Genomic DNA, 23,223 nt, shown 5'->3' on the forward strand with positions numbered 1-23,223 from the left:
TGTCAGGCCGGAGAGATCAACCGCCGATCACGTGCGGACCGACTCGGCAATCATTCCTTCTGCTCGGGCTGCCGCGCCTGGCGGGCAACACCAACGGGTCTTCAGCACGTCACCGTCGTCACAGCATCGTCCACACCAGACAGTGGAAGGCGGCAGGACGGCGCGGATATCCCGGCCACGAAGGTTCTGCGGCGCCGACTCAACCAACGATCCGCCGTGCGCCGATGTAGTGGCCATCACCGCGCAGCGATCGCACGTCCACCAGTTGCCCCTCAGTGGGCGCGTCCACCATCTTGCCTTCACTGACGAACATGGCCACGTGGTGGATCATCGCCGGATTTCCCGACCCGTCGTCGTAGAACACCAGATCGCCGGGCTGCAGCTCGTTCTGCGCCACCGGCCTGCCGACGCGGTACTGGTCCACCGCGACGCGTGGCAGAGTGACGCCGGCGGCGGCGTAGGCCCACTTGGTCAACCCGGAGCAGTCGAAGGCGTTCGGACCGTTGCCGCCCCACTGGTACTGGGCTCCGCGCTTGGACAAAGCCGCCTGCAGGGCGGTGTTGGCCGCGCCGGGCGGTCCCAGATAGGTCCCAGTGTCCTTCACCTGGCCGAACCCGAGGCCGGCTTTCTGCGTGGAGCTGAGGTTGCCAACTGCCTTGCGGAGCTCGGTGATCCGGCCGTCCATTTCGGACTTGCGCTTCTTGAGGTCGTCCGAGAAGGTCGCGGCTTCGCTCGCCGCCTTCTCGGCACGCTGCTGGGCGTCGGTCGCCTGCGCCACCGCGACCGACAGCTTGTTCATCGACTCGGCGTTGTCGCTCGCCAGCATCTCCAACGCGGACATGCGGTTGAGGAAGTCCTGCTGGGAGTCGCTGACGAGCATCGCGGAAAGCCCGTTGAACCGCGCGCCCTGGAAGGTGGCTTCGGTGAGCACATCCACCTGACCACGCAACTGCTCCTCGGCCTGCTTGGCCTGCTCCAGCTCGGCGCCGACCTTGGTCAGCTCGGTCTTCCTGGCGTCGAGGTTCTCCTGGGCCTTAAGCACGTCGTCGTTGAGCTTCTCAGCCTGTTGGCTCAGCTCCTCGTACTGCTTGACCGGGTCGGCGACGGGCTGAGCCGCGGCCGGACCGGGGCTGCTTCCCATAGCCACCAGAACGGCTGCAGACGCCACGGCGCCTCGAGTACCGCGCTTGAATCGTTGCGACGTCACGTCGCGCATACCTCCGTAGTCGGGAACAGGCCTCCCCCGATGCCCTCGGGCAAGTTACGGCAACATCACGAAGATGTCTACTAGCTGACCTAGTAGAAAACGGCGAGCCACCAGCGCCACGGGGGGTGCTCGACTCCCGTACGAATCCGGCGCATCACGTGGATCTTCCAGCGCGAACGTCGTGAACAAGGAGCGCGAAGCCACTTGTTGCCGTCATTGAACCGGTTGGATCCGTGACCCGTAGACAGCAGTGATGCAATCTACTAGGTACGGTAGTTACATGGCTTCGGGCACGCACGGCAGGGCGATCCAGTGGATCATGCTGTGCGTGCTGTTCCTCGGCCTGGTCGGGATGCATCACATCGCCACGAACGACGACATGGCGCCTGCGCGAGGCTCGGTGTCCGCGAGTGCGCACGACGCGCCGTCGTCCGATCGTCCGGCGCCACAGCCAGCGCATGAGATGTCGCATATGTGCGTTGCGGTGCTCTGCGCCGTCGTGTCGTTGCTTCTGCTCGTCGGACTGCTGCTGCTTCGGACCGACCGTCAGATCGCCGAACGCGTGCCTGCATCGGCATGGCCAAGAGCTCCCGATCGACCGCCCCCCAGAGGCGGCCGCGACTTGCTCGGTTCCTTGTGCGTTTTGAGATTGTGATCAGCCCGGTCCTCAGAGGCAGTCACTTTCCCAGCGCAGAAGGAAGAACAATGAGGAAGTCTCTGATCGTGTCCGGCGTCGCCGCTGTCGCGCTCGTCACCGGGTGCAGTAGCGGCAGCAGTGACATGACAGGCATGCAGCACAACTCGTCGACCGCGTCGACTCCGTCCGCGGGCCAGCAGGCGGCGGACCGCAACGAGCACGACGTCACGTTCGCCCAGGACATGATCCAGCACCACCAGCAGGCGCTGGACATGGCGAAGATGGTTCCGGGCAGGAGCACGAACGCGAAGGTGCTCGATCTCGCCAAGCGCATCGAGGGTGCTCAGGATCCGGAGATCAAGACGATGACGGAGTGGCTCTCGAAGTGGGGCGCCTCCTCGACCTCGTCGTCGATGCCGGGGATGAACCACGGCTCGATGGGTACCGGCATGATGACCGCCGAGGAGATGGCCAAGCTCGGTCAGCTCAAGGGCGCCGAGTTCGACCGCATGTGGATGGAAATGATGACCAAGCACCACCAGGGTGCGATCGAGATGGCCAAGACTCACCTCGAGAAGGGCAGCAACGCCGACAGCAAGAAACTCGCTCAGGAGATCATCACCGCTCAGCAGGCCGAGATCACCGAAATGCAGGACCTGCTGAAGCAGGGCTGACCGTTCGATGGCGTTCGGGCCGGGACCACCAAGCTGGTCCCGGTCCGAACGATCTTCTAACCGAGTCCGGGGGAGTTCTTCAGTGAGGCTGGAACGGGAACTCCAACCACCGTCTACTATAGCCAGTCGTAGTGAGGACCGGCTTCTCCTGCCGCATCCTTTCCGCTGGGAGGAACGATGCACGGGCTCGGTGATCTGGAAGCCGCGGTCATGAACATCTTGTGGCGGGATCAGCCGCTCAAGGTGCGTGATGTGCTCGACAGGCTCGAAACGGGGAAGAAACTCGCGTACACCACCGTGATGACCGTGCTCGACAACTTGCACCGCAAAGGCTGGGTCACGCGTGAACTGGTGGGCAAGGCCTATCAGTACGAGCCGGCGTTGAGCCGGGCCGAGGCGGCTGCTCAGACCGTGCGGGACGTCCTCGCCTCGTCAGGTGACCCCGAAGGCGTGCTGATGCACTTCACGCTGTCGGCCACCGAGCACGAGTCGGACCTGCTTCGTCAGGCTTTGCTCAAGCGGAAGAGGTCTTCCTCCTCATGACCGTCGCAGTCTCCCTGCTGCTCGGCGCCGCGCTGGTGGGCTGGCTGGCGCCCACTTTTCTCGCGCGTCGAGTCGTCAGCGGGGGCGATCCGCTGGTCGCCGTGGTGGCCTGGCTCACCTCAGCGTCAGCGGTGGTGGCCACCACCGCTGCGGGTGTCGTCCTCATGCTGCTGCCCGACCACGGGTTCGGGCAGTCGATGCTCACCGCACTGCACAACTGCTGGTCGTCCATCCAGTACGGGAACCTCCCGAACCTCGAGGCATCCGCAGGTGCTCTGGGCGCGGCGCTGCTGGCAGGGCTGGGAGTCCGTCTTGTCGTCGTGTCGGTCCGCAGCGCGCAACGACGCGCTCGCGCGCGTGCCGACCATCTCGCGGTACTACGCATCGCCGCACGACACGATGGCGAAACGCTGTGGCTTGAGCACGACGATCCGCTGGCGTTCAGCCTCGCTGGAAAGCCCGGAGTCGTCGTGGCCACGGAGGGCTTGGCCAAGCAGCTGACAAGGGCCCAGGTTGAAGCCGTCCTGGCACACGAGCGCGCACATCTGTCCGGCCGGCACCACCTGATCATCGCGACCGCAGAGGCACTGGCCAACACGTTTCCGTTCCTGCCTCTGTTCAAGCTTTCACCTGCGATGCTGCGTGAACTGGTGGAACTGGTCGCCGATGCGGCGGCAGTGCGCGCATGCGGCGCGGAAGCCGTTCGGGACGCCTTGTTGAAGGTGTCGCGCAAAGGCACACCCGGCACGGCTCTGGCGATGAGCGGCACCTCGATCGACGTGCGAGTGGAGCGACTGAACAACGGACGTTCTCCCACCAGCCGCCGGCGCCAGCTGTTCTCGTGCGGACTGGCGGGAGTCACGGCCATGGTCCTCCCCACGCTGGTGGCCTCCGGGATGACGTTCGCGGTGGTCGCCGTGGCCTGTCCGGTTGTCTGACCTGTCAGCTCACCGATCGGCAGGCTGCAGCCGCGCCATCTCGGCCGTGACGAGCCAGCTTCCGCCAGTTTGACGACGAAGCGTGACGAACGTTTCGCGGAGCTGGCCGTCGCCTGATCGCCAAGAGGCCTTGGTGGTCACCGCCGACTGTTCCTCGTTCCCGACGACCACCTCCACGCTGATGACGACAGCCTCACCGGTTGCCTCGACGACCAGCGAGCCACGTGGATTGTCCGGGTTGCCAGGCGCGAGGTACGGCAGCACTCGGCGGTTTGCGCGGCCGACCTCGTCCCGCCCAGCCGAGTGCGCGGCCTCGATGTAGGCCTTCGCCACCGAGCGGGGATCGGCGAAGTTCGTTCCCGCAGCCGCTGAGGGTGTGACCGGGAGCGGCGGCGGCGGTGTTTCACCTATCGCGGAGCGTGCCGCGGGCCCGACAGCTTCCTCGGTCGGCGACGGCGACTGCAAGGGCGGCGATGTAGCCGTGGTGGCAACCGGTACCTGATCTCCGCTGGTGTCCGTGTCGATCAAGCCGGACATGACCAGCAGAGCACCTACGGCCAGTACTGCGAACAAGATGCCTCTGGGACTGCCGGCCGCCATAACGGTGCTCCTCGATCACGCGATGAAGCTGATGTGCAGGTGGTCGTAGTGACCGCCGGTCGGGTTGGTGATGTCATACACCCCGGCACCGGTGTACTTCTCTCCCCATCCCCCCTGGTCACCGGTGGTCGGATCCCAGTAGCGCCCCTGCCAGATGATGTAGCGAATCTTCAGCGGACCCGCGTAGGCCCTCGTCCAGGACGCCATCCGCCAGCCCGCCGCGAGTTGCTCGCCGGCCGGGAACACACCGAACCGGTCCGGGAACACGTCACAGGCCTTGCCTGTCGGATGGTCACTGAACGGCGTTTCCGGCCTCGCGCCCCAGCAGCTGACCGAGGCGACTTGCGCACCGAACGTGCTGCGGATCTGTTCCAGCGCATGTGCCGTCGTCGCGGTCAGGCATCCCGCTGTCGTCGGATCATCGACGACACATCCCGTAGGCGCCCCGGCATAGGGCACCGGCGCGGGCAGCCCGGCGAGGTCCGCACCACCTGGTACGGGTCCTCCGTCGCCAGACGGCGCAGCCTCGGTGGCGGCCCACTCGCGTTCGTACTTGCGAATGTTGTCGAGGTAGCGACGGATGAGGGAGACACACTCATCACCGCATCCGGCTTCCCCTGACTGTGGAATCCCGGTGCGGCTCAACATCACCCGGCCGCAGCCGGCGATGTGGCACACGCTCATCGCGTCGTGGGGATCGAGCGGTTTCCCGGTCTGTTTGATGTGTGCGGCCATCCCACGCAAGTTGCCGCACAGGAATTTGAGGCCGAGTGTCATGTGGATAGCCGGATCGAAGATGTCCGCTCCGGAGGGAGGAGGAACGCTCGCCCATGCCTGTCCACCGAGATTTTTCCAGTTCGCCTGGTTGATCTGGAGCAGGCCCGCCGCACCACCGTTGCTGTCGTCGCTCCACGCGGTCGGCCGCCAACCGGACTCGGCCTGCACTTCGGCGATGACCCGCAACGGGTTGAGCTCCGGGCAGTCCTTGCCAACGAATGACGTGATGATCGGAGCCACTTCTCGCGCCAGCGGCGGAATCTTGTTGATGTCGAAGGTGGCCTGTCGTGTGGTTGCGCCGGCGGCAGCACCTTGGTTGCCGTTCTGCACCATGAAAGGCAGCACGAAGATGAGCTGAATCGACAGGAAAGCCGCTAGGGCGACCGCGCACACCGTCAGCACCAAGTGCGGCACCCTCATGAAGCCTCCAGTCGGACAACAACCCGCGAATTACTATCACGAGTAGTACATCCGATCCACTAGGCCCCTGCGGGTGAACAAGCAGCGGTCGCGCACTCACGCCGTCGCCACCGCACCACGACAGCCGTCGCGAGCGCGGCGAGTGACGCCAATGCGAGCAGGGGCTGCAGCGGAGCCCAGATGCCGAGCGCGCCGGAAACGCCCAGCAACGCCATGACGATCTTGTTGCAGACAGGACACCCGACAGCGAGTGCGCTGAGCAGCGAACCGCCGTATGCGCGGACTGATCCAGCGCCGCCCTGCCGAACACCTGGACTTATGCCCGCCCACACGGCCGTGAGGGCTGCCGTGAGCACTAACACGGGCAATTCCCACCACCGAGCCTCGGTCATGCGCGTGAACCACGGATTGTCGATGACGTCGGTCGGCACACCGACCACGGCAGCGCTCAGTGCCGCGCCGGTGAGCGCACGAGTCCAACTCCACGACCAGGCCCGCATCTCAGCACCACCCATCGGCACCCCTGCCTTATCTACTATCGGAAATAGTAACCTACGTTTGGCCGCCGGTCCGACGGAGAAGATTCCTGCCCCACAACACACCTGCCGCGGCGAGTACCAGCCAGGCGGCCAAGGCGGCGATCGAGCGCGGCGATCCGAAGTCCAGCACGGCTTCCCCCAGCAACGCGGCGACCATCGTGGTGGGCACGAGTCCAAGAGCGGTGCCCAGCGCGAACAGCAGAGGACGCACGGCCGTCACCGCGGCGCGGTAGTTCGACGCCGCGAACGGGATCACCGGCAACAGCCTCAGCACAACAGTTGCGGCCAGACCGTTCTTCGCGAACACCTCGTCCAGCGTGCGCAGACGACTGCCGCCGAGCCACCGCTCCACGGCCTGGCGTCCCAGCAGCCTGCCGATGACGAACGCGATCAGCGCGCCCGCAGTGAACCCGGCGATCGCGAGAGCAGCGCCGGGAAGGACGCCGAACAACAGGCCGGAAGCGGTGGCGAGCACGGGCTTGGGGAAGAACGCAGCCGTTCCCCCGGCGCAAAGCACCAGGAAGGCAACAGGTGCCCACGCACCTGCCCCGTGCATCCACGAACGGACCTCGTCACCCCCAGGCAGATCCACCACCAGCGAAAGGACTACCAGGGTGGCAACCAGAAATCCCAGTGCGACCGCACCCACATCACGCATGAACAACCCGCACTTCCGTCTGGCTCGGTCGTTCGATGGTAAGCGGAGGCGCCCATCACCTACGAATGGGATGTAGTAGATGGGCGATCCGCAGCCGGCGCTTGACCGGTCGCGGATGATCGGTTCACGTCCTACGCTCCAGAAGTGTTCGACCGGTCGCCGAGACAGGGGGAACCATGAGCGGTGCGCTGGTGGTCCTGGCCGCGGTAGCGGGCGTGGTGGCCGCGATGTTCGGCCTGACCGTCCTGGTTCGGCTCGGCCTCATGATCACCGACGTGCGGCCATTCCTGTCTGGCCACCAGCCCTCCGAGCATGCCGTCTCCCGCTATCACGTGCGCTGGTACACGATCACGATGATCTTCTTGGCGTTCGACATGGAGATGGTGTTCATGTACCCGTGGACACTCGTGGTCGCCGAGATCGGGACGCCCGCGGTGGTGGAGATGTTCATCTTCCTGGCGATCCTCGTGGCGGGTGTGTGGTACGCGTGGCGGGAAGGAGCACTGCGGTGGACCTGACGTCCTGGCTGCTGCGCCGCACGCCGGTCCGCCCGTTGATCGCCGCCATGCCCGGAGGTGTCAGGGCGCGGATCGCCGTCGAGCAGTTCGCGCGGCAGAGAGGGTGGCGGCTCGCGCTCGCTCCGGCCGAGGCCAACGTGCTGGTGGTCGCCGGCCCGACCACGGCGGAGATCAGCCCGTACGTCGACCTGGTGTGGAGCAGCATCCCGGCTCCTCGGGTGCGCCTGCATGTGACTGACGGAAACGACGCCGAGCGGGTGCTGTCGTCGGTGACGGAGACGCTGTACGACGCCGAACTGCAACGCGGAGAAGCACAGCAGGCGCTGCGCACGGAAGCACTCCCGCAGTCACGTCAACAGCAGCAGTCGTCTGCGCACTCCTACGGCGCCGCGATGCACGACGATCACACTTCAGAGATGTCGTGCGGCGGCGCGATGGCGGCCGAGCACGGCGGGCACCAGGGGCACGACATGGGTTCGATGGAGCTGCCCGGTGGTCTGCCGATGGCTGATCGCAGTGCCGACCGGGACGGCCTCACCCTCGACCAGCTGCACGTCCCGCTCGGGCCTGTGCTACCGGATTGGCCGGAAGGGCTCGTCGTGCACGCCGTGCTGCAGGGCGACGTGATCCAGCAGGCACGGATCGAGGTCATCGGCGCCGTCCCTGTCCACGATCGGCTGCCGTTCGCCGCCTGGCGGCTCGACAGCGTGGCGAGGCTGCTGTCGGTCGCCGGATGGGCTGACGCGGCAGCGCGGGCGCGTGTCCTGCGCGACAAGACACTGGCCGGACGTTCCAGTGCCGACGACCTGAGTCGCTGGGCACGGCGAGTGCGCCGGTCCGGGTTGTTGCGATGGTCGTTGCATGGGATCGGAGATGTGCTCCCTCGCCTGAACCACTGGCTCGAGGACATCGTGTCCGGCCGCGACACCGGCGGCAACGAGGAGCTGACAGCGCACGAGTTGGCGGAGTTGCTCACGGGAACGGAGTTCGCCGCCGCGCGGTTGATCGTGGCGAGTGTGGACCTGGCGACGCACGAGGTGGCGTACCATGCTTGAGGTGACGCCGTGGTGGGGGGCGCTGCTGTTGCCGGTGGTGCTCGCCCTGTTCGCCCTCGGTGCGGCGTCGTTCGACTCGGTGCTCACGACCGGCCGCGGAGCTCTTGCTGAACCGCTACGAGCGACCGCGGGCCTGCTCGTTCAGCAGCGGCGGCGCACGCTGGCAGCGGACTCCTTGCTGTGGCGGGGTGGCGCCGTCGCACTGCTCGTCTCGGGGGTCATGGCGGCGCTGGTGATCCCGCTGGGTTCGTGGGTCGTCTCCGACTTCTCGGTCGGCGTCGTGTGGTTCAACGCCATGGAGGTTGTCGCCTGGGCGGCGCTGTGGCTGGTCGGTTGGAGCGCGAACTCGGCGTTCGGCCTGATCGGCGGTTACCGCTTCATCGCGCAGGGACTGGCCTACGAGCTGCCTCACATGTTCGCGCTCATCACGGCGGCGCTGGGTGCCGGGTCGTTGCGGGTCGCGGACATCGTTGCCGCGCAACAGGACCTGTGGTTCGTGGTGTGGATGCCGGTCGCGTTCGGCGTGTACCTGTTGTCGGTGCTGGGAATGGCGTTCTTCCGGCCTTTCGACCACGCCGTGAGCAGCGACGCGGCCGGCGGTGTGGTCGCTGAACTGTCCGGCGTGGACCGTCTGGTGTTCGTCGCGGGGCGGTGGCTGCTGCTGACCTCCAGCGCGGCGATGGCCGTGCCGCTGTTCCTCGGCGGCGGGCAGGGCCCGCTGCTGCCCGCCTGGTTGTGGTCGGTGCTCAAGACCGCGGCGGTGCTCGGCTTCCTCGTGTGGGTGAGTCGGCGTGGTCCCACGGTCCGAATGGAACGGTTCCACGAGATCGCGTGGATCGTGCTGATCCCCGCGACCCTGGTGCAGGCGCTGGTCGTGTCCGTCGTGGTGATCTGGTGATGGCACAGGTGTTGTTCTGGTTGTGCGCGATCGCGGCCGTGGTGACCGGCATCGCGGTGTTCCGCGTGGACTCCATGGCCCGCGCGACGTTCGCCCTGCTCGCTTCTTTCATCTTCACGTCGGTCACAGTTCTGCTGCTCGACCTGGCCTACCTGGGCGTTCTGGTCATCCTCATGATGATCATGGAAATGGTCATCATGGCCGTGTTCATGGTCATGTTCATGATGAACCCGGCCGGGCTGATGCCCATGACCATGGTGCACAACCAGAAGGGTTCGCTGGCGATCGCCGTCGGCACGTTCGTCGTGCTCGCAACGGGAGTCCTGTTGGCGCCGTGGCCTGGGTCGGAGCGCGCCCGCCCGGACGATCCGACGAGGCAGGTCGGCGAGGCCCTGATGGGTTCGAAGATGCTCGTGATGATCGTGCTCGGCCTGGCGCTGTTCGCCACGATGGTCGCCACCGTCGCGCTCGCCACACATCGGGGTCGATACGACCGGTACGGCGATCGGCTGGACCGCAAGCGCCCCGACGATCCGGTGCCGGGAGGGATCGGCCGATGAGCCTCCAGGAGTTCCTGCTGCTCGCCTCGGCGCTGTTCAGCGTGGGGTTGTACGGAGCGTTGTCGCAGCAGTCCATCGTGATGATCATGATGGGGCTGGAGCTGATGATCAATGCGGTGATCGTGGGCGCTTCGGCCTTCTGGTACTTCGTCTCCCCCGATCGTCCGGACGGGCAGGTGGTCGTGCTGCTGGCGGTGACCGCCATGGCTGTCGAGATGGCTGTCGGGTTCGCAGTGACGACAGCGATCTTCCGCAGCCGGGACGTGGACATGACCGACATGGCCGCAGATCTCAAGGGCTGAGCGATGACACTGTGGCTGCTCATCGCCATTCCGCTGTTCACGGGCGCCGGGCTGATGTTCGCAGGTAGTCGAGCCGATCGGTTCGCACCCGTGGCGGCGATCGCGGCAGCGGTGGGCTGCTTGGTTCTCGCCTTGATCGCCGCGTCCGCGCGACCAGTGGTGTCCGCACCGCTGATCGAGGGCATTGCCTTCGGTCTCGCGGTCGACGGCTTGTCCGCGGTCATGGTGATCACGGTGACCGCAGTGCTGGTAGCCGTACTCGTGTTCGCCGCGGGTGACATCGGGCGGCAGGCGCGGTTCTTCGGGCTGATGCTGCTGTTCGCGGGCGCGATGCTGGTCACCGTCACCGCCATGACGATGGCGTCGCTGCTGATGGCCTGGGAAGTCATGGGCGCGACGTCGTATGCGTTGATCGCGTACTGGTGGCGCGACGAGCACCGGGTCGAGTCGGGCAACATCGCCTTCCTCACCACACGCGCGGCTGACCTGGGGTTGTACCTGGCCGCGGGTGCGCTGCTCGCGGGCGGAGCGGGCGGTCTGGCGCTCGCCGATCTTCCGCAGCTCACGTCGGGGTGGCGTGACGGGGCGGCTGCCGGGATCGTGCTGGCTGCGTTGGGCAAGTCGGCGCAGCTGCCGTTCAGCTTCTGGCTGTCGCGGGCGATGGACGGCCCGAGCCCGGTGTCGGCGCTGTTGCACTCGGCCACGATGGTGGCCGCCGGGGCGTACCTGCTGCTGCGGTTGGAGCCGCTGCTCGCCGCGACACCCTGGGCCGCTGTACTGGTCGCGTGGGTTGGTGCGATGACCGCGCTTCTGCTCGGCGCCGTGGCGGTGGTGCAACGGGACCTGAAGCAGATGCTCGCGGCCTCCACGTGCGCCCAGGTCGGGTTCATGGTGCTGGCGGCCGGTGTCGGTGGAGTGACCGCGGGCTCAGCACACCTGGTGGCGCACGCGGCGACGAAGAGTCTGTTGTTCCTCTGCGCCGGCGCGTGGCTCACCGCGCTGGGCACCAAGGAACTGACGGCGTTGCGCGGAGCCGCCCGGCGCTATCGCGTCGTCGGTCTGAGTTTCGCGGTGGGCGCACTCACGCTCGCGGGTGTGCCGCCGTTGTCGATCTGGGTGACCAAGGACGCCGTCCTCGCCGATGCGCTCCGCGGCTCTCTGCCGCTGTACCTCTCCGGGCTCGCCGCGGCGGTGATGAGTGGGCTGTACGCGGGACGCGCGTTGTGGCTGGTGTGGACCGGTGGCAGCGCGCGCGACGCGACGCGCGTCCCACGTGCACTGGCGTGGCCGCTACCAGTGCTCGCAGCGGCCACCGCGGTGCTCGGCATCCCCCTGCTCAGGAGCGCAGCGGCGTGGGAACTCACGGTGTCGGGTGTGGTGGCGGTGCTGGCCGTCGGCTTGGCGATCAAGCTGACTCAGCAGGACGACCGGCTCGCGAGCTCGACAGGGGTGCTGACGGACTGGCTGGGACTCGAGCACTTCGCGCACCGCGTGGTCGTCACGCCGACCATGGCCGTGGCGGGATGGCTGGCGAGGTTCGACGATCGCGTCGTGGCGGGCAGCGTACGAGCCTCAGCCGCCGTCGGAAGCGCCACCGCACGCCTGGCCGACCTGCGGATCGACGTCTCACTGGATTGGGTCGTCAGCGGCGTCGCCGAGAACGCCCGGCGCCTCGGCCGGCTGGCTCGGCGACCTCAGACCGGTCAGCTGCACCACTACTACGCCCAGGCGGTCGTCATCCTCGCGCTGCTGGCGACGCTGTTGATCATCACTGGACGAGGGTGAGGTGAACGTGCTCAGCATCGTGGTCTTTCTGCCCATCGCCGCAGCCGTGGCTCTGCTGCTGTTCCCGCGGGTGAACGACTCGGCGGTGCGGTGGACGTGGATCGCGGTCACCGCAGTCGACTTCGTGCTCGTGCTCGGATTGTGGTTCGCCTCGCCCCCGCCGGGTGACGGCTTCGCCTACGAGGTAGACCTGCAGTGGATCCCGAGCGTCGACTCCGGTTACCACATCGGCGTCGATGGACTGAGCATGCCTCTCGTGGCACTGACCTCCGGCTTGTTCCTCGCCTGTGCGATCTACTCGGCGCGGGAGACGCGGCGCGTGCGGTCGTTCGCGGCGCTGTTCCTGTTCCTGCAGACGGTGAGCCTGGGGTTGTTCGTCTCGCTCGACCTCATCCTGTTCTTCGTCTTCTTCGACCTGTCGATCGTCGGCATGTACTTCGTGATCGCGGGCTGGGGACACCGGAACGCGGCCCGCGCTGCACTGCAGTTCTTCCTGTACACCTTCTTGGGTTCGCTCGCGCTGTTGCTCGGGTTCATCGGGCTGTACCTCGCGGCCGCGCCGCACACGTTCGACATCGTGGAGCTGACCCGGCAGAACCCGTTGGCGGGCAAGGGATTCGTCGGCGGGTTGATCCTGCTCGCCCTCGGCGTCGGTCTGGCCATCAAGACGCCGACGGTGCCGTTCCACACCTGGCTGCCACCGGCGCACACCGAGGCTCCGGCCACCGGATCGGCGATTCTGGCCGGGGTGCTGCTGAAGATGGGCACCTACGGCTTCGTCCGCATCGTCATGCCCGTCCTGCCCGGCGCCTGGCGGCAGTACGCGCTGGTGTTCGTGATCATCGGCGTTGTCAGCGTCATCTACGGTGCGCTGGTCGCGCTGGCGCAGCGCGACTTCAAACGGATGATCGCCTACACCTCGGTCAACCACATGGGCTACGTGATCCTTGCCGTCGGCGCCGCCGGACTCGTCGCATCGACCGAGACGCAGGCACGACATCTCGCCATCACCGGCTCAGTGACCCAGATGGTCAGCCACGGCCTGATCACCGGCGCGCTGTTCCTGCTGGCCGGCGCGATGTGGGATCGCGGTGGAACCTACGACATGGACAGCTACGGAGGCCTGGCCGCGCAGGCACCCAGGTTCGCCGGGCTGACCGGGCTGGCCGCGTTCGCCTCACTCGGGCTGCCGGGGTTCTCCGGGTTCATCGCGGAGTTCCAGATCTTCACCGGCTCGCTAGGCGGTGCGCCGGTCGCGACCGCGGTGGCGTTCCTCGGAATCCTGATCACGGCGGCACTCTTCCTGCGCGTGCTGCAGCAGGTGCTGCTCGGTTCGCAGCGGTCGCCGTCCGGGAAGTTCGGCGACCTGACGTGGCCGGAGACCGCGTCGATCGTGCCGCTGATCGCGCTGTCCGTCCTCATCGGACTGTTCCCGCGTCCGCTGCTGGACGCGATCGAACCGGCCGCCCGCGCCGTCAGCGCGATCTTCGGCGGGTGACCGCGTGGAGATGATGAACGAGAACCCGGCGGCGCTGCTGCCGGAGATCTTCCTCGCCTTGGCCGCCGTCCTCGGCCTGCTGCTCGGGTCGTACCTGCCACGGCACCGTCAGTGGCTGGTCCGCGTGCTGTCCGCGGTCGCGTGCGTCGCGGGTATCGCGGTCACGGTGACGATGTGGTCCGGGATGGACCAGGCGGTGTTCGGCGGGAGCTACGTGATCGACGTCGCCACCAACGCAACGCGCGTGATCGTGCTGCTGGCAACGCTGATCATCACCGGTCTCGCGGGTGAGGTGGCCGGGTGGGTCAGGGAAGCCGAGTTCCACGTGCTCGTGCTGCTCGCGGCGCTGGGCACCGTGGTGCTGGCCGGCGCGGCGGACCTCATGCTGCTCGCGGCCGGGTACCTGCTGGCGAGCATCCCGCTGTACGCGCTGGCCGGGTTCGCGAAGGACAAGGCGGGCACGGAAGCGGCGCTCAAGTTCTACCTGCTCGGGGCGTTGCTCGGAGTGGTCACGCTCATCGGGGTCATGCTGCTGTTCGGTGTCGGCGGCGCCACCGGGTACATGGAGCTGCGGCTCGCCGAGGCGCCGTCGGCGGCGGTGGCCGTGGGAACCATCGCGGCGCTCGCCGGTCTGTTGTTCAAGATCGGTGCGGTGCCCGCCCACTTCTGGGTACCTGACGTGACCGAAGGCGCACGGCCCGTGGTCGCCGCTTTCGTCACCACCGTGCCGAAGATCGGCGCTGTGGTCGCCACCTACCGCCTGGTGGCCGTACCTCTACGCGACGCCGGTGTCGACTGGAGCCTGTTGATCGCGGTCATCGCCGCAGCCACCATGACACTGGGCAACCTCGCGGCCTTCTTCCAGGACAACGTCCGGCGGCTCCTCGCCTATTCGACGATCAGTCAGGTCGGATACCTGCTCATGGCGGTCGCCGTGGCCGAGCGCGCCGAACTGGCGCTGCCGAGCGTGCTGCTGTACCTGGCCGCGTACTCGATCACGAACCTGGGCGCGTTCGCGGTCGTGTGCGCGCTGCCCTCAGCGATCACGCTCGAGGACTATCGCGGACTGGTGCGTGCGCGGCCCTGGCTCGCCGTCAGCCTGGTTGTGTGTCTGCTGGGACTGGTCGGCACCCCGCCGACCGCGGTGTTCGCCGGCAAGCTGACCGTGTTCATCGCCGCTCTCGACGGTGACCTGCTGTGGTTGGTCGTGCTCGGCGCGGTCAACACGGTCGCCAGTTTGTTCTACTACTTGAGGTGGGTGGTTCCGGCCGTGCGGGGCGAGACCGCAGACGCCCTCCACCTTCGCCCTTCGGCGGCACGTGTGGCGTACACACTGGCTGTGGCCTCAGTGGCCGGTGGCGTCCTGTCCGGGGCAGCTCTGCCAACGTTGGACGGCAGCCTGTTCCGATGAAGTACCTTTCCTTGCCATGTAACTGCGCACGTCACTCCACATAGGACAACACAGTCATCATTCCAGCCTCACCGTGGTAGACGTTATGGCAATGGGTGAGCCACTGGCCAGGATTGTTCGCATCGAAGTCGACGATCAGTTCCCTGCCAGGCAACACGGTCGCGGTGTCTCGGCGTGGACCTGTCTTACCGTTCGCCCGTACCTGGAACGTGTGGCCGTGGACGTGCATCGGGTGGAACATCTGCGACTTGTTCTGCATCCGCAGCCGCACGAACTGTCCTGAGCGGACCGGGAGGCCTTCGGTCGGGTCGTAGACCTTGCCGTTGATCGTCCAGGAGTACTTGTCGCCAGGGCCTTCCAGGACGAGGTCGTGCGTGACGTCCGGCTCGCGCAGCGGCAACGCGACGCTGTCCGTCGCTCGGAGTGCGTTCATCTCCGGCACCACCAGCTTCGCCAGTTCCACAGCGAGCGCTTCGCTGTCCGCTGACGCCGCCACCCCGGTGGACAGCAGAACCTGAGCGAACGAACCGCGGCCCTCGGCGAGAGCAAGCACGGGCACCGTTCGATCAGGCACGGTCACGACGCAGTCGAGCCGCTCCCCCATGCCCAGCAGAACGACGTCCAGTTCCGCTGGCACCACGGGGAATCCGTCCGCGTGAGTCACGGTCATCGACACCCCGGGCACGCCGACCCTGAACGCGGTGTCCGCCGCCGCGTTGATCAGCCTCAACCGGATCCGCTGCCCAGGCTTGGTGGTGAACGTCTGCGGCGCCTTCCACACCTTGCCGTTGGCAAGCATGTGTGGATAGACGACGTCGCCGGCATCACCTCCGAGCAGCTCGGACTTGGGCATGGCGGGCATCGAGCCGTGGTCCATGTTCGGCATGCCCTTAGCGCGCAGCTCGTCGAACACGGCATCGGGTGTCTGACCGAGTCCGTCGAGCCAGTCGTCGAGCACGACGACCAGTTCGGTGTCGTAGTTCCCTCCATCCTCCGGATCCTCCACGATCAGCGGTGCGTAGAGGCCGCGGTCGAGTTGCACACCCGAGTGCGGGTGGAACCAGTAGGTTCCCGCGTCCGGCGCGGTGAACTCGTAGGCGAAGGAACCGCCGGGCACGATCTCGCTCTGGGTGAGGTCCGGAACGCCGTCCATGTCGTTGCGCAGCGCCAAGCCGTGCCAGTGGACACTCGTCGGCCGCTGCAGCTGATTGCGCAACTCCACGTTCAACACGTCGCCGCGCCTGATCCTGATCTCCCTGCCGGGCACCTCTCCGTACGACCACGTGTTCGCCGTGATGCCACCCAGGTCGACCTCGGTCTGAAGTGCGGTGAGCTTGATCGACGTCCGGCGCGCACCAGCGATCTGACGGGCACGTTCGGCGGCGGCGACCATAGGAGAGTTGGGTCCAATCAGAGTTTCACCGCTGGAGGATCCGCCACTGGCGCAGCCTGCTGCTCCGGTGGCGACCACGAGGCCGAAGCCGAGCCGGAAGAGATTCCGGCGGCCGAAGGATGCGGACTGTGCGGTCATGACGCCCTCCAGGAGAACTACTAGAGTGAATAGTAGAACACACCCCTACCCCGTACCCCCAAGCCGACTTGCACACCCATACCCCCCTTGGGTATAAAGGTGGCAAGCGCCCGTCGTTCCCCCGGTCAGTTGCGACCGGCCGCGCGGCGGACCGATCGACAGGAGCGGTACATGCACGGCTACACCGACAACAAGGAAGCCCACCTGCGCCGCCTGAAGCGCATCGAGGGCCAGGTGCGCGGCCTGCAGCGGATGATCGAGAACGACGACTACTGCATCGACGTTCTCACCCAGATCTCCGCAGCTACGCGCGCACTCCAGGCCGTCTCACTGGGACTGCTCAACGAGCACCTCAAGCACTGCGTCAGCGAGGCCATCACCGAGGGCGGCACCAAGGCGGACGAGAAGATCGCCGAGGCCAGCAATGCCATCGCCCGCCTCGTCCGCTCCTGATTCCCCAAGTTCCGCCTGCACAGGAGGAGTTCCCCATGTCCGAGTCCACTTACACCGTCACCGGCATGACCTGCGGACACTGCGTCAGCTCGGTGACCGAGGAGATCAGCCAGATCGGCGGCGTGCAGAAGGTTGACGTCGAGCTGGCCAGCGGCAAGGTGACCGTCACCAGCGACCAGCCGGTGGCGGAGGACGACGTCCGCACCGCGGTCACCGAGGCCGGCTACACGCTCGTCGCGAGCTGAAAGGATCCGAGATGAAGACCGCCACGAAGGTGACCGCCTACGCGGGCGTGCTGGCGATCGTCTTCGGCGGCGCCTGGGCTGCCGGCGCCGCTGTCGGCCCGTCCGGTGGCGCGGCTGCGCCGGCCGCGATGGACCACGGCGCCGCGCAGTCCACCTCTAGCAACACCGGGGACAAGCTGCCGCCCGGTCTGTCCGTCGCTGAGAACGGCTACGTGTTGAAGCCGTTGCGCACCACCGCGACCACCAGTGAGCAGCAGCCGTTCCAGTTCGCGATCGGCACCGCCGACGGCGGCACGGTCACCAAGTTCGACGTGGAGCACGAGAAGCGGCTGCACCTCGTGCTGGTGCGCCGGGACGGTTCCGGTTTCCAGCACGTGCACCCGGAGATGGCCGCCGACGGAACGTGGTCGGCACCACTGACCCTGCCCGCAGCGGGCAGCTACCGGGTCTTCGCCGACTTCAAGCCGGAGAACGGCACCAAGACCACGCTCGGCACGGACATCCAGGTCGCCGGCAGCTACGAGCCCAAGCAGTACGACACCGACACACGTGAATTCACAGTGGACGGCTACACAGTCCGCCTCGACGGGGACCTCAAGCCCGGCGCGGAGTCCGAGGTGACCACGACCGTGACCAAGGACGGCAAGCCGGTCACCGACTTGCAACCTTATCTGGGCGCGAACGGTCACCTCGTCGCATTGCGCTCAGCCGACCTCGCCTACCTGCACGTGCACCCACAGGACGCCCCGGACGCCGGTCCCGAGGTGAAGTTCGTGGTCGAGGTGCCGACCTCCGGTCGCTACCGCCTGTTCCTGGACTTCCAGCACGAAGGCAAGGTCCGCACCGCCGAGTTCACCCTCGGCACGACCGGATCCGCGCCTGCCCAGCCCACACCGTCCACGTCCGCTCCTGTCACCTCGCCGTCCGAGAACCACGGCGGTCACGGTGGCTGAGCCCGGCACCATCGAGGAGGCGCGCTCCATGAGTTCACCAGCAAGTGAGATCGAGCTGTCCATCGGCGGCATGACCTGCGCCTCCTGCGCCGCACGGATCGAGCGCAAGCTGAACAAGCTCGACGGCGTCCAGGCCAGCGTCAACTACGCCACCGAGAAGGCCAGGGTCAGCTTCCCCGAGTCGCTGACCGCCGAAGACCTGGTGAAGGTCGTCGAGAACACCGGCTACAGCGCCGAGCTGCCCGCTCCCCTGAAGGCCGGCAAGAACACCGAACAGACCGAAGAGGATCCGACGCGGTCGTTGCGACAGCGGTTGATCACCTCGGTCGTTCTCACCGTGCCGGTGATCGCGCTCGCCATGATCCCGGTGCTGCAGTTCACCTACTGGCAGTGGCTGTCACTCACGCTGGCCGCACCCGTCGTGGTGTGGGCCGCGTGGCCGTTCCACAAGGCCGCGTGGACCAACCTGCGCCACGGCGCCGCGACGATGGACACCCTGATCTCGATCGGTGTCGGCGCGGCGTTCCTGTGGTCGCTGTACGCGCTGTTCCTCGGCACCGCGGGCACACCGGGCATGACGCACGGCTTCTCGCTGACGATCGAGCGTATGTCCGGCGCGGGCAACATCTACCTCGAAGTCGCTGCGGGTGTGACCACGTTCATCCTCGCCGGTCGCTACTTCGAGGCACGGTCCAAGCGTCGTGCGGGCGCCGCATTGCGCGCCTTGCTGGAGCTCGGTGCCAAGGATGTCGCTGTGCTGCGCGACGGTCGCGAGCAGCGCATCAGCATCGACGACCTCAAGGTCGGCGACCGGTTCGTGGTGCGGCCAGGCGAGAAGATCGCCACCGACGGCGTGATCGAAGAGGGCAACTCGGCGATCGACGCGAGCATGCTCACCGGCGAGTCGGTGCCCGTCGAGGTCACCACCGGTGACATGGTCGTCGGCGCCACGGTCAACGCTGGCGGACGGCTCGTCGTCCGGGCCACCCGCATCGGTGCGGACACGCAGCTCGCGCAGATGGCGAAGCTCGTGGAGGACGCGCAGAGCGGCAAGGCGGAGATCCAGCGCCTGGCCGACCGCGTCTCCGCGGTCTTCGTGCCGATCGTGATCGCACTGGCCGTCGGAACGCTGGCGTTCTGGCTGGGTGCGGGTTCGGGTGCCTCGGCAGCGTTCACCGCGGCGGTCGCCGTGCTGATCATCGCCTGCCCGTGCGCACTGGGCCTGGCCACGCCGACTGCGTTGCTGGTCGGCACGGGCCGCGGTGCGCAGCTGGGCATCCTGATCAAGGGCCCGGAGGTGCTGGAGTCCACCCGGCGCGTCGACACCGTCGTGCTGGACAAGACCGGCACGGTCACCTCCGGACAGATGAGCCTGGTCGAGGTGCACGCCGCAGACGGCGTGACCGAGGAAGAGGTGCTGCGCCTGGCCGGCGCGCTGGAGCACGCCTCCGAGCACCCCATCGCCCAGGCGATCGCCACCGGCGCCACCGAACGCGTCGGCGAACTGCCCGAGGTCGAGGGCTTCCAGAACCTGGAAGGCCTCGGTGTTCAGGGCGTCGTCGGCGAGCACGCCGTCCTGGTCGGCCGCGCTCGACTGCTCGAGGAGTGGAGCGTCCGGCTCAGCGAAGAGCTCACCACCGCCAAGAAGGAAGCGGAAGACAAGGGCCGCACCGCCGTGCTGGTGGCCTGGGACGGCGAAGCACGCGGCGTGCTGGTCGTGGCCGACACGGTCAAGCCCACCTCGGCCGAGGCGATCGCAGGACTGCGCGGTCTCGGACTACGGCCTGTCCTGCTCACCGGCGACAACGAGGCAGTCGCCAAGGCAGTGGCCGACGAGGTCGGCATCGACGAGGTCATCGCCGAGGTCCTGCCCAAGGACAAGGTCGACGTGGTCAAGCGCCTGCAGTCCGAGGGCCGCGTGGTCGCGATGATCGGCGACGGCGTGAACGACGCCGCCGCACTCGCCCAGGCCGACCTCGGGCTCGCCATGGGCACCGGCACCGATGTCGCCATCGAGGCCAGCGACATCACTCTCGTGCGCGGCGATCTGCGGGCCGCTGTCGACGCCATCCGGTTGTCGCGGCGCACGCTCGGCACCATCAAGGGCAACCTGTTCTGGGCGTTTGCCTACAACGTGGCCGCCCTGCCGCTGGCCGCGCTCGGCCTGCTCAACCCGATGATCGCCGGAGCCGCGATGGCGTTCTCCTCGGTGTTCGTCGTGAGCAACAGCCTGCGCCTGCGCGGGTTCCGAAGCGCGAACAAGCAGACCGTCTGACACGTCTGCGGTCAGGCCGGACCCGCCGACCAGGACACCCTGATGGCCACCTCACCACTGCTACTAAGATAGATAGTAGAAATGAGGTGGCCATCGGTGCTGACCAGAACGATTGTCCGCGGGCCGCGGCGGGGAGCCGCCCTGGCAGTCAGCGGAGGCCTAGGTCTCGCGCTGGCGTTCCCGCCCGTCGGGCTGTGGCCACTGGCCGCACTCGGACCCGCGTTGTTGGTGCTGGCAGTCGCCGGACGCCGCCCACGTGCAGCCTTCGCCCTCGGCACACTGCTGGGACTGGCGTTCTTCGGCCCGCTCCTGTGGTGGCTGAGCAACCTCGGACTGCTGCCGTGGATCGGTCTCACGGTCGTGCAGGCGCTTTTCGTCGGCACACACGGCCTCGTGATCCGCGCTCTGCTGCGACTGCGGTGGTGGCCGGTCGCCGTGGCCGCGAGCTGGGTAGCGGTCGAGGCGCTGCGCGGCCGGTTCCCGCTCGGCGGTTTCCCGTGGGGCCGACTCGGGTTCAGCCAGGCTGACGCCCCCTCGTTGCAGTGGGCGAGCATCGGCGGCGTACCCCTGCTGAGCCTGCTCGCCGCACTGACCGGATCGGCACTCGCCTGGACGATCCTGTCCGGTGCACGTCGCCGAACCGCCGCAGTGGTCGTGGCGGGCGCAAGTCTGGCGTGGATGGCGGGAGGCCTTCTTCCCACCCCGTCCTCGTCGGACCGCGATCTCACCATCGCGGTCGTGCAGGGCAACGTGCCGCGCGGCCGGTCCCTGGCCGAACAGGTGCGTGTCCGCCAGGTCACGCAGAACCACGCCGAAGCGACCTTGAAGCTCGCCGAGGACGTGCGCACCGGCCGGGTTCCGGCGCCTGACCTCGTCGTGTGGCCGGAGAACTCGACCGACACCGACCCTCGGGACAACCCCGTCATCGCCGAGATGATCCGTTCGGCCGTGCAGGCCATCGACCGGCCGGTGCTGATAGGTGCCATCGTCCGGCAGGACGGACGCATGTTCAACACGGGACAGCTGTGGCTGCCCGACCGAGGGCCGGTGGCCGAGTACGCCAAGCGACAGCTCGTGCCGTTCGGCGAGTACGTGCCAGGCAGGTCGCTGTTCGCCTGGGTGCAGCAGTTGCAGTACATCCCGCGCGACTTCAGCCCTGGCAGCGGCAACGGCACCCTGGACGCGGGCGGCACACGGATCGGGGACGTCATTTGCTACGAAGTCGCGTACGACGGGCTGGTGCGGTCCTCGGTCGAGGCCGGCGCGGCCTTGCTGGTAGTGCAGACCAACAACGCGACGTACATGTTGGACGGTCAGCGCGGCGAGACGCTGCAACAGCTCGACATGGCTCGCGTCCGGGCGGTGGAGCACAACCGGCCCGCCGTGGTCGTTTCCACGACCGGCATCAGTGCGGTCGTGCGGCCGGACGGGTCGATCGCGGCCATGACGGAACCGTGGACGCAGCAGGTACTGGTCGAACGGGTGAACCTGCGCACGACCGCGTCTGTGTGGCTGTCACCGTGGCTCGAGCTGGGCGCAGCACTACTGGTCGTGGCCGGACTGGGCGTGGCGGCCGCCGGTCGCCGCCTCAGGCGCGCCGATGAGCCAGCAGCACTCCGTTGACCGCTCCTCCCAGCACCAGCACCACACCGATCAACGACACCGCCAGCGTCTGCACCTCGACAGGTCGGTCGAGCGGTTCCGCCTTCCTCAGCACATAGCCTGTGAGGAAGGTGATGAACGCGGCGGTCATCAGCCCAAAGTGGACCATCGCTGACCGGAACGCTTTGGTGCGCGCCGGAATCGACATCGAGTCGACGAACCCCGCGACCACCGCGGCACCGGCCGCCAGCAGTCCCCACCCGATCGACGAGGTCGCACCTCGCACGTACGGCGTCGGGTCGGCGGCCGTTCTAGACACGAAGTCGAGAACGAGGCTCACCGACCAGCACCCGATGGGCAACAGTGCAAGCAGGGCGTGCGGCCGCACGTGCCGCCGCCAGGGGCGTGACCTGGTCACATCCGTTTCGCCGTCGCTCCACACGACACGCATTCTACTATTTTGGGCAGTAGATACGGCGTCAGCGCTCCGCGTCGCCACGCTGATATTCCTGATCACTCGCAGGTGCGATCAGGGTGAGCCCGCAGCACTGAGCGCGTCCACCACCGCGCGCACCTGATCCGGAGTGCGAAACACCAACGGGTCGGTGACCTGCCGCAGGGTCCCGTCCGGCCGGACGACGTAGGAGACGGGCAACACCCGCGGGACTGCCAGCGCCTTCTGCACGGCTTCGCCGGTGTCGACGACGCTCGGGTACTGGACGCCGAGGGTGACGACCGCGCCGAGGGCCTCGGAGGGCATGTCCTGGACGTTGACGCCGACGACCGGGACCGCGCCGGGTTGCCGGGAGTACTCCTGCAGCACCGGCATCTCCTCCCGGCATGGCTGGCACCAGGACGCCCACAGGTTCAACAGCACGGTCCGACCACTCAGCGCGCGCCCCAGGTCCACCGCGCCGGGAGCACCCAGGCATGCCACCGTGACACCGGCGAGTGGACCGGACGCCGTGCCTGAACCTGCCTGCGGGCACGGTTCGAGGGCGGCCCGCTGCCGCGCTCCGGCCAACGCCGCGTCGTCCTGCGCCGGAACCTGACGGCTGGGACGGACATCGGTCACGTCGCCCCTGGGCCACAGCGCCACGACGGCGGCCGACACGAGTATCAGTACGACGATCGCCCATCTCAT

General features: G+C 67.4%; 25 protein-coding genes. 17 read left to right on the forward strand and 8 right to left on the reverse strand.

The genetic code is table 11. The features are described 5' to 3' along the window. Nucleotides 1-199: 199 nt before the first annotated feature. A complete protein-coding gene (locus tag ACSHWB_RS44810) occupies nt 200-1,141 on the reverse strand; it encodes an NlpC/P60 family protein (protein WP_439659427.1) in 942 nt (313 codons plus the stop codon). Nucleotides 1,142-1,487: 346 nt separating this feature from the next. Here ACSHWB_RS44810 and ACSHWB_RS44815 point away from each other — a divergent pair, with 346 nt between their 5' ends. From ACSHWB_RS44815 to ACSHWB_RS44830, 4 genes are all read left to right on the forward strand, one after another. Further along, nucleotides 1,488-1,862 (forward strand): hypothetical protein, encoded by a 375-nt coding sequence (locus ACSHWB_RS44815; protein WP_439659428.1) that lies wholly within the window; start codon nt 1,488-1,490, stop codon nt 1,860-1,862. 50 nt (nt 1,863-1,912) lie between these two features. Continuing rightward, nucleotides 1,913-2,518 (forward strand): DUF305 domain-containing protein, encoded by a 606-nt coding sequence (locus ACSHWB_RS44820; RefSeq protein ID WP_439659429.1) that lies wholly within the window; start codon nt 1,913-1,915, stop codon nt 2,516-2,518. Nucleotides 2,519-2,695: 177 nt separating this feature from the next. Next, nucleotides 2,696-3,061: a BlaI/MecI/CopY family transcriptional regulator gene (locus ACSHWB_RS44825; RefSeq protein WP_439659430.1), complete on the forward strand. Its 366-nt coding sequence runs from the start codon at nt 2,696-2,698 to the stop codon at nt 3,059-3,061. After that, nucleotides 3,058-3,999, forward strand: coding sequence for a M56 family metallopeptidase (locus ACSHWB_RS44830; protein WP_439659431.1), 942 nt, complete (start codon nt 3,058-3,060; stop codon nt 3,997-3,999). The genes ACSHWB_RS44825 and ACSHWB_RS44830 overlap by 4 nt, the downstream gene beginning before the upstream one ends. 9 nt (nt 4,000-4,008) lie before the next feature. Here ACSHWB_RS44830 and ACSHWB_RS44835 read toward each other — a convergent pair whose 3' ends face one another. The 4 genes from ACSHWB_RS44835 to ACSHWB_RS44850 all read right to left on the reverse strand — a co-directional run bounded on the left by ACSHWB_RS44835 (nt 4,009) and on the right by ACSHWB_RS44850 (nt 6,927). Further along, nucleotides 4,009-4,599, reverse strand: a complete 591-nt coding sequence (locus tag ACSHWB_RS44835) for a hypothetical protein (protein WP_439659432.1) — start codon at nt 4,597-4,599, stop codon at nt 4,009-4,011. A gap of 15 nt (nt 4,600-4,614) precedes the next feature. After that, nucleotides 4,615-5,778 carry a transglycosylase SLT domain-containing protein gene (locus ACSHWB_RS44840; protein ID WP_439664783.1) on the reverse strand — a complete coding sequence of 388 codons (1,164 nt, stop codon included), beginning with the start codon at nt 5,776-5,778 and terminating at the stop codon, nt 4,615-4,617. Nucleotides 5,779-5,855: 77 nt separating this feature from the next. After that, a complete protein-coding gene (locus ACSHWB_RS44845; RefSeq protein WP_439659433.1) occupies nt 5,856-6,311 on the reverse strand; it encodes a hypothetical protein in 456 nt (151 codons plus the stop codon). Nucleotides 6,312-6,348: 37 nt separating this feature from the next. Next, entirely contained in the window at nt 6,349-6,927 is a 579-nt protein-coding gene (locus ACSHWB_RS44850) for a TVP38/TMEM64 family protein (RefSeq protein ID WP_439659434.1), read from the reverse strand. Nucleotides 6,928-7,220: 293 nt separating this feature from the next. On the opposite strand from ACSHWB_RS44850, the gene ACSHWB_RS44855 reads away from it, so the two are divergent. Genes ACSHWB_RS44855 through ACSHWB_RS44890 form a run of 8 tightly spaced genes read left to right on the forward strand, consistent with a single transcriptional unit; the run spans nt 7,221 to nt 15,020 of the window. Next, entirely contained in the window at nt 7,221-7,511 is a 291-nt protein-coding gene (locus ACSHWB_RS44855; RefSeq protein ID WP_439664784.1) for an NADH-quinone oxidoreductase subunit A, read from the forward strand. After that, nucleotides 7,502-8,566, forward strand: coding sequence for a hypothetical protein (locus ACSHWB_RS44860; RefSeq protein WP_439659435.1), 1,065 nt, complete (start codon nt 7,502-7,504; stop codon nt 8,564-8,566). Before ACSHWB_RS44855 ends, ACSHWB_RS44860 begins: the two co-directional genes overlap by 10 nt. Then, entirely contained in the window at nt 8,559-9,464 is a 906-nt protein-coding gene (locus tag ACSHWB_RS44865; protein WP_439659436.1) for a complex I subunit 1 family protein, read from the forward strand. The genes ACSHWB_RS44860 and ACSHWB_RS44865 overlap by 8 nt, the downstream gene beginning before the upstream one ends. Next, a complete protein-coding gene (locus ACSHWB_RS44870; RefSeq protein ID WP_439659437.1) occupies nt 9,464-10,024 on the forward strand; it encodes an NADH-quinone oxidoreductase subunit J in 561 nt (186 codons plus the stop codon). Before ACSHWB_RS44865 ends, ACSHWB_RS44870 begins: the two co-directional genes overlap by 1 nt. Then, a complete protein-coding gene (gene nuoK / locus ACSHWB_RS44875; protein WP_030482226.1) occupies nt 10,021-10,326 on the forward strand; it encodes an NADH-quinone oxidoreductase subunit NuoK in 306 nt (101 codons plus the stop codon). The genes ACSHWB_RS44870 and nuoK overlap by 4 nt, the downstream gene beginning before the upstream one ends. 3 nt (nt 10,327-10,329) lie before the next feature. After that, nucleotides 10,330-12,111, forward strand: coding sequence for an NADH-quinone oxidoreductase subunit 5 family protein (locus ACSHWB_RS44880; protein ID WP_439659438.1), 1,782 nt, complete (start codon nt 10,330-10,332; stop codon nt 12,109-12,111). Nucleotides 12,112-12,118: 7 nt separating this feature from the next. Next, nucleotides 12,119-13,609, forward strand: a complete 1,491-nt coding sequence (locus ACSHWB_RS44885; RefSeq protein WP_439664785.1) for a complex I subunit 4 family protein — start codon at nt 12,119-12,121, stop codon at nt 13,607-13,609. A gap of 10 nt (nt 13,610-13,619) precedes the next feature. Continuing rightward, complete coding sequence (locus ACSHWB_RS44890; RefSeq protein WP_439664786.1) at nt 13,620-15,020, forward strand: NADH-quinone oxidoreductase subunit N; 1,401 nt, start codon at nt 13,620-13,622, stop codon at nt 15,018-15,020. Nucleotides 15,021-15,051: 31 nt separating this feature from the next. On the opposite strand, the gene ACSHWB_RS44895 is transcribed toward ACSHWB_RS44890, so the two are convergent. Then, on the reverse strand, nt 15,052-16,413 hold the full coding sequence (locus tag ACSHWB_RS44895; RefSeq protein ID WP_439659439.1) for a multicopper oxidase family protein: 1,362 nt from the start codon (nt 16,411-16,413) through the stop codon (nt 15,052-15,054). A 309-nt stretch (nt 16,414-16,722) separates the two neighbouring features. Between ACSHWB_RS44895 and ACSHWB_RS44900 the strand changes: the two genes are divergently transcribed. The 5 genes from ACSHWB_RS44900 (at nt 16,723) to lnt (ending at nt 22,100) form a co-directional block, all read left to right on the forward strand. Next, complete coding sequence (locus ACSHWB_RS44900) at nt 16,723-17,004, forward strand: metal-sensitive transcriptional regulator (RefSeq protein WP_439659440.1); 282 nt, start codon at nt 16,723-16,725, stop codon at nt 17,002-17,004. Between the two features lie 35 nt (nt 17,005-17,039). Further along, nucleotides 17,040-17,249: a heavy-metal-associated domain-containing protein gene (locus ACSHWB_RS44905; RefSeq protein WP_439659441.1), complete on the forward strand. Its 210-nt coding sequence runs from the start codon at nt 17,040-17,042 to the stop codon at nt 17,247-17,249. Between the two features lie 11 nt (nt 17,250-17,260). Further along, the gene (locus tag ACSHWB_RS44910) at nt 17,261-18,202 is read left to right on the forward strand and encodes a hypothetical protein (protein ID WP_439659442.1); all 942 of its coding nucleotides are present in this window, start codon (nt 17,261-17,263) and stop codon (nt 18,200-18,202) included. A 28-nt stretch (nt 18,203-18,230) separates the two neighbouring features. Beyond that, a complete protein-coding gene (locus ACSHWB_RS44915; protein ID WP_439659443.1) occupies nt 18,231-20,477 on the forward strand; it encodes a heavy metal translocating P-type ATPase in 2,247 nt (748 codons plus the stop codon). A 96-nt stretch (nt 20,478-20,573) separates the two neighbouring features. Further along, nucleotides 20,574-22,100 carry an apolipoprotein N-acyltransferase gene (gene lnt / locus ACSHWB_RS44920; RefSeq protein ID WP_439659444.1) on the forward strand — a complete coding sequence of 509 codons (1,527 nt, stop codon included), beginning with the start codon at nt 20,574-20,576 and terminating at the stop codon, nt 22,098-22,100. Here lnt and ACSHWB_RS44925 read toward each other — a convergent pair. Further along, nucleotides 22,066-22,419: a DUF2231 domain-containing protein gene (locus tag ACSHWB_RS44925; RefSeq protein ID WP_439659445.1), complete on the reverse strand. Its 354-nt coding sequence runs from the start codon at nt 22,417-22,419 to the stop codon at nt 22,066-22,068. The genes lnt and ACSHWB_RS44925 overlap by 35 nt on opposite strands. Nucleotides 22,420-22,608: 189 nt before the next feature. Then, entirely contained in the window at nt 22,609-23,223 is a 615-nt protein-coding gene (locus tag ACSHWB_RS44930; RefSeq protein WP_439659446.1) for a TlpA family protein disulfide reductase, read from the reverse strand.

The sequence above is a fragment of the Lentzea sp. HUAS TT2 genome (assembly GCF_051853195.1).
Classification (GTDB): domain Bacteria; phylum Actinomycetota; class Actinomycetes; order Mycobacteriales; family Pseudonocardiaceae; genus Lentzea.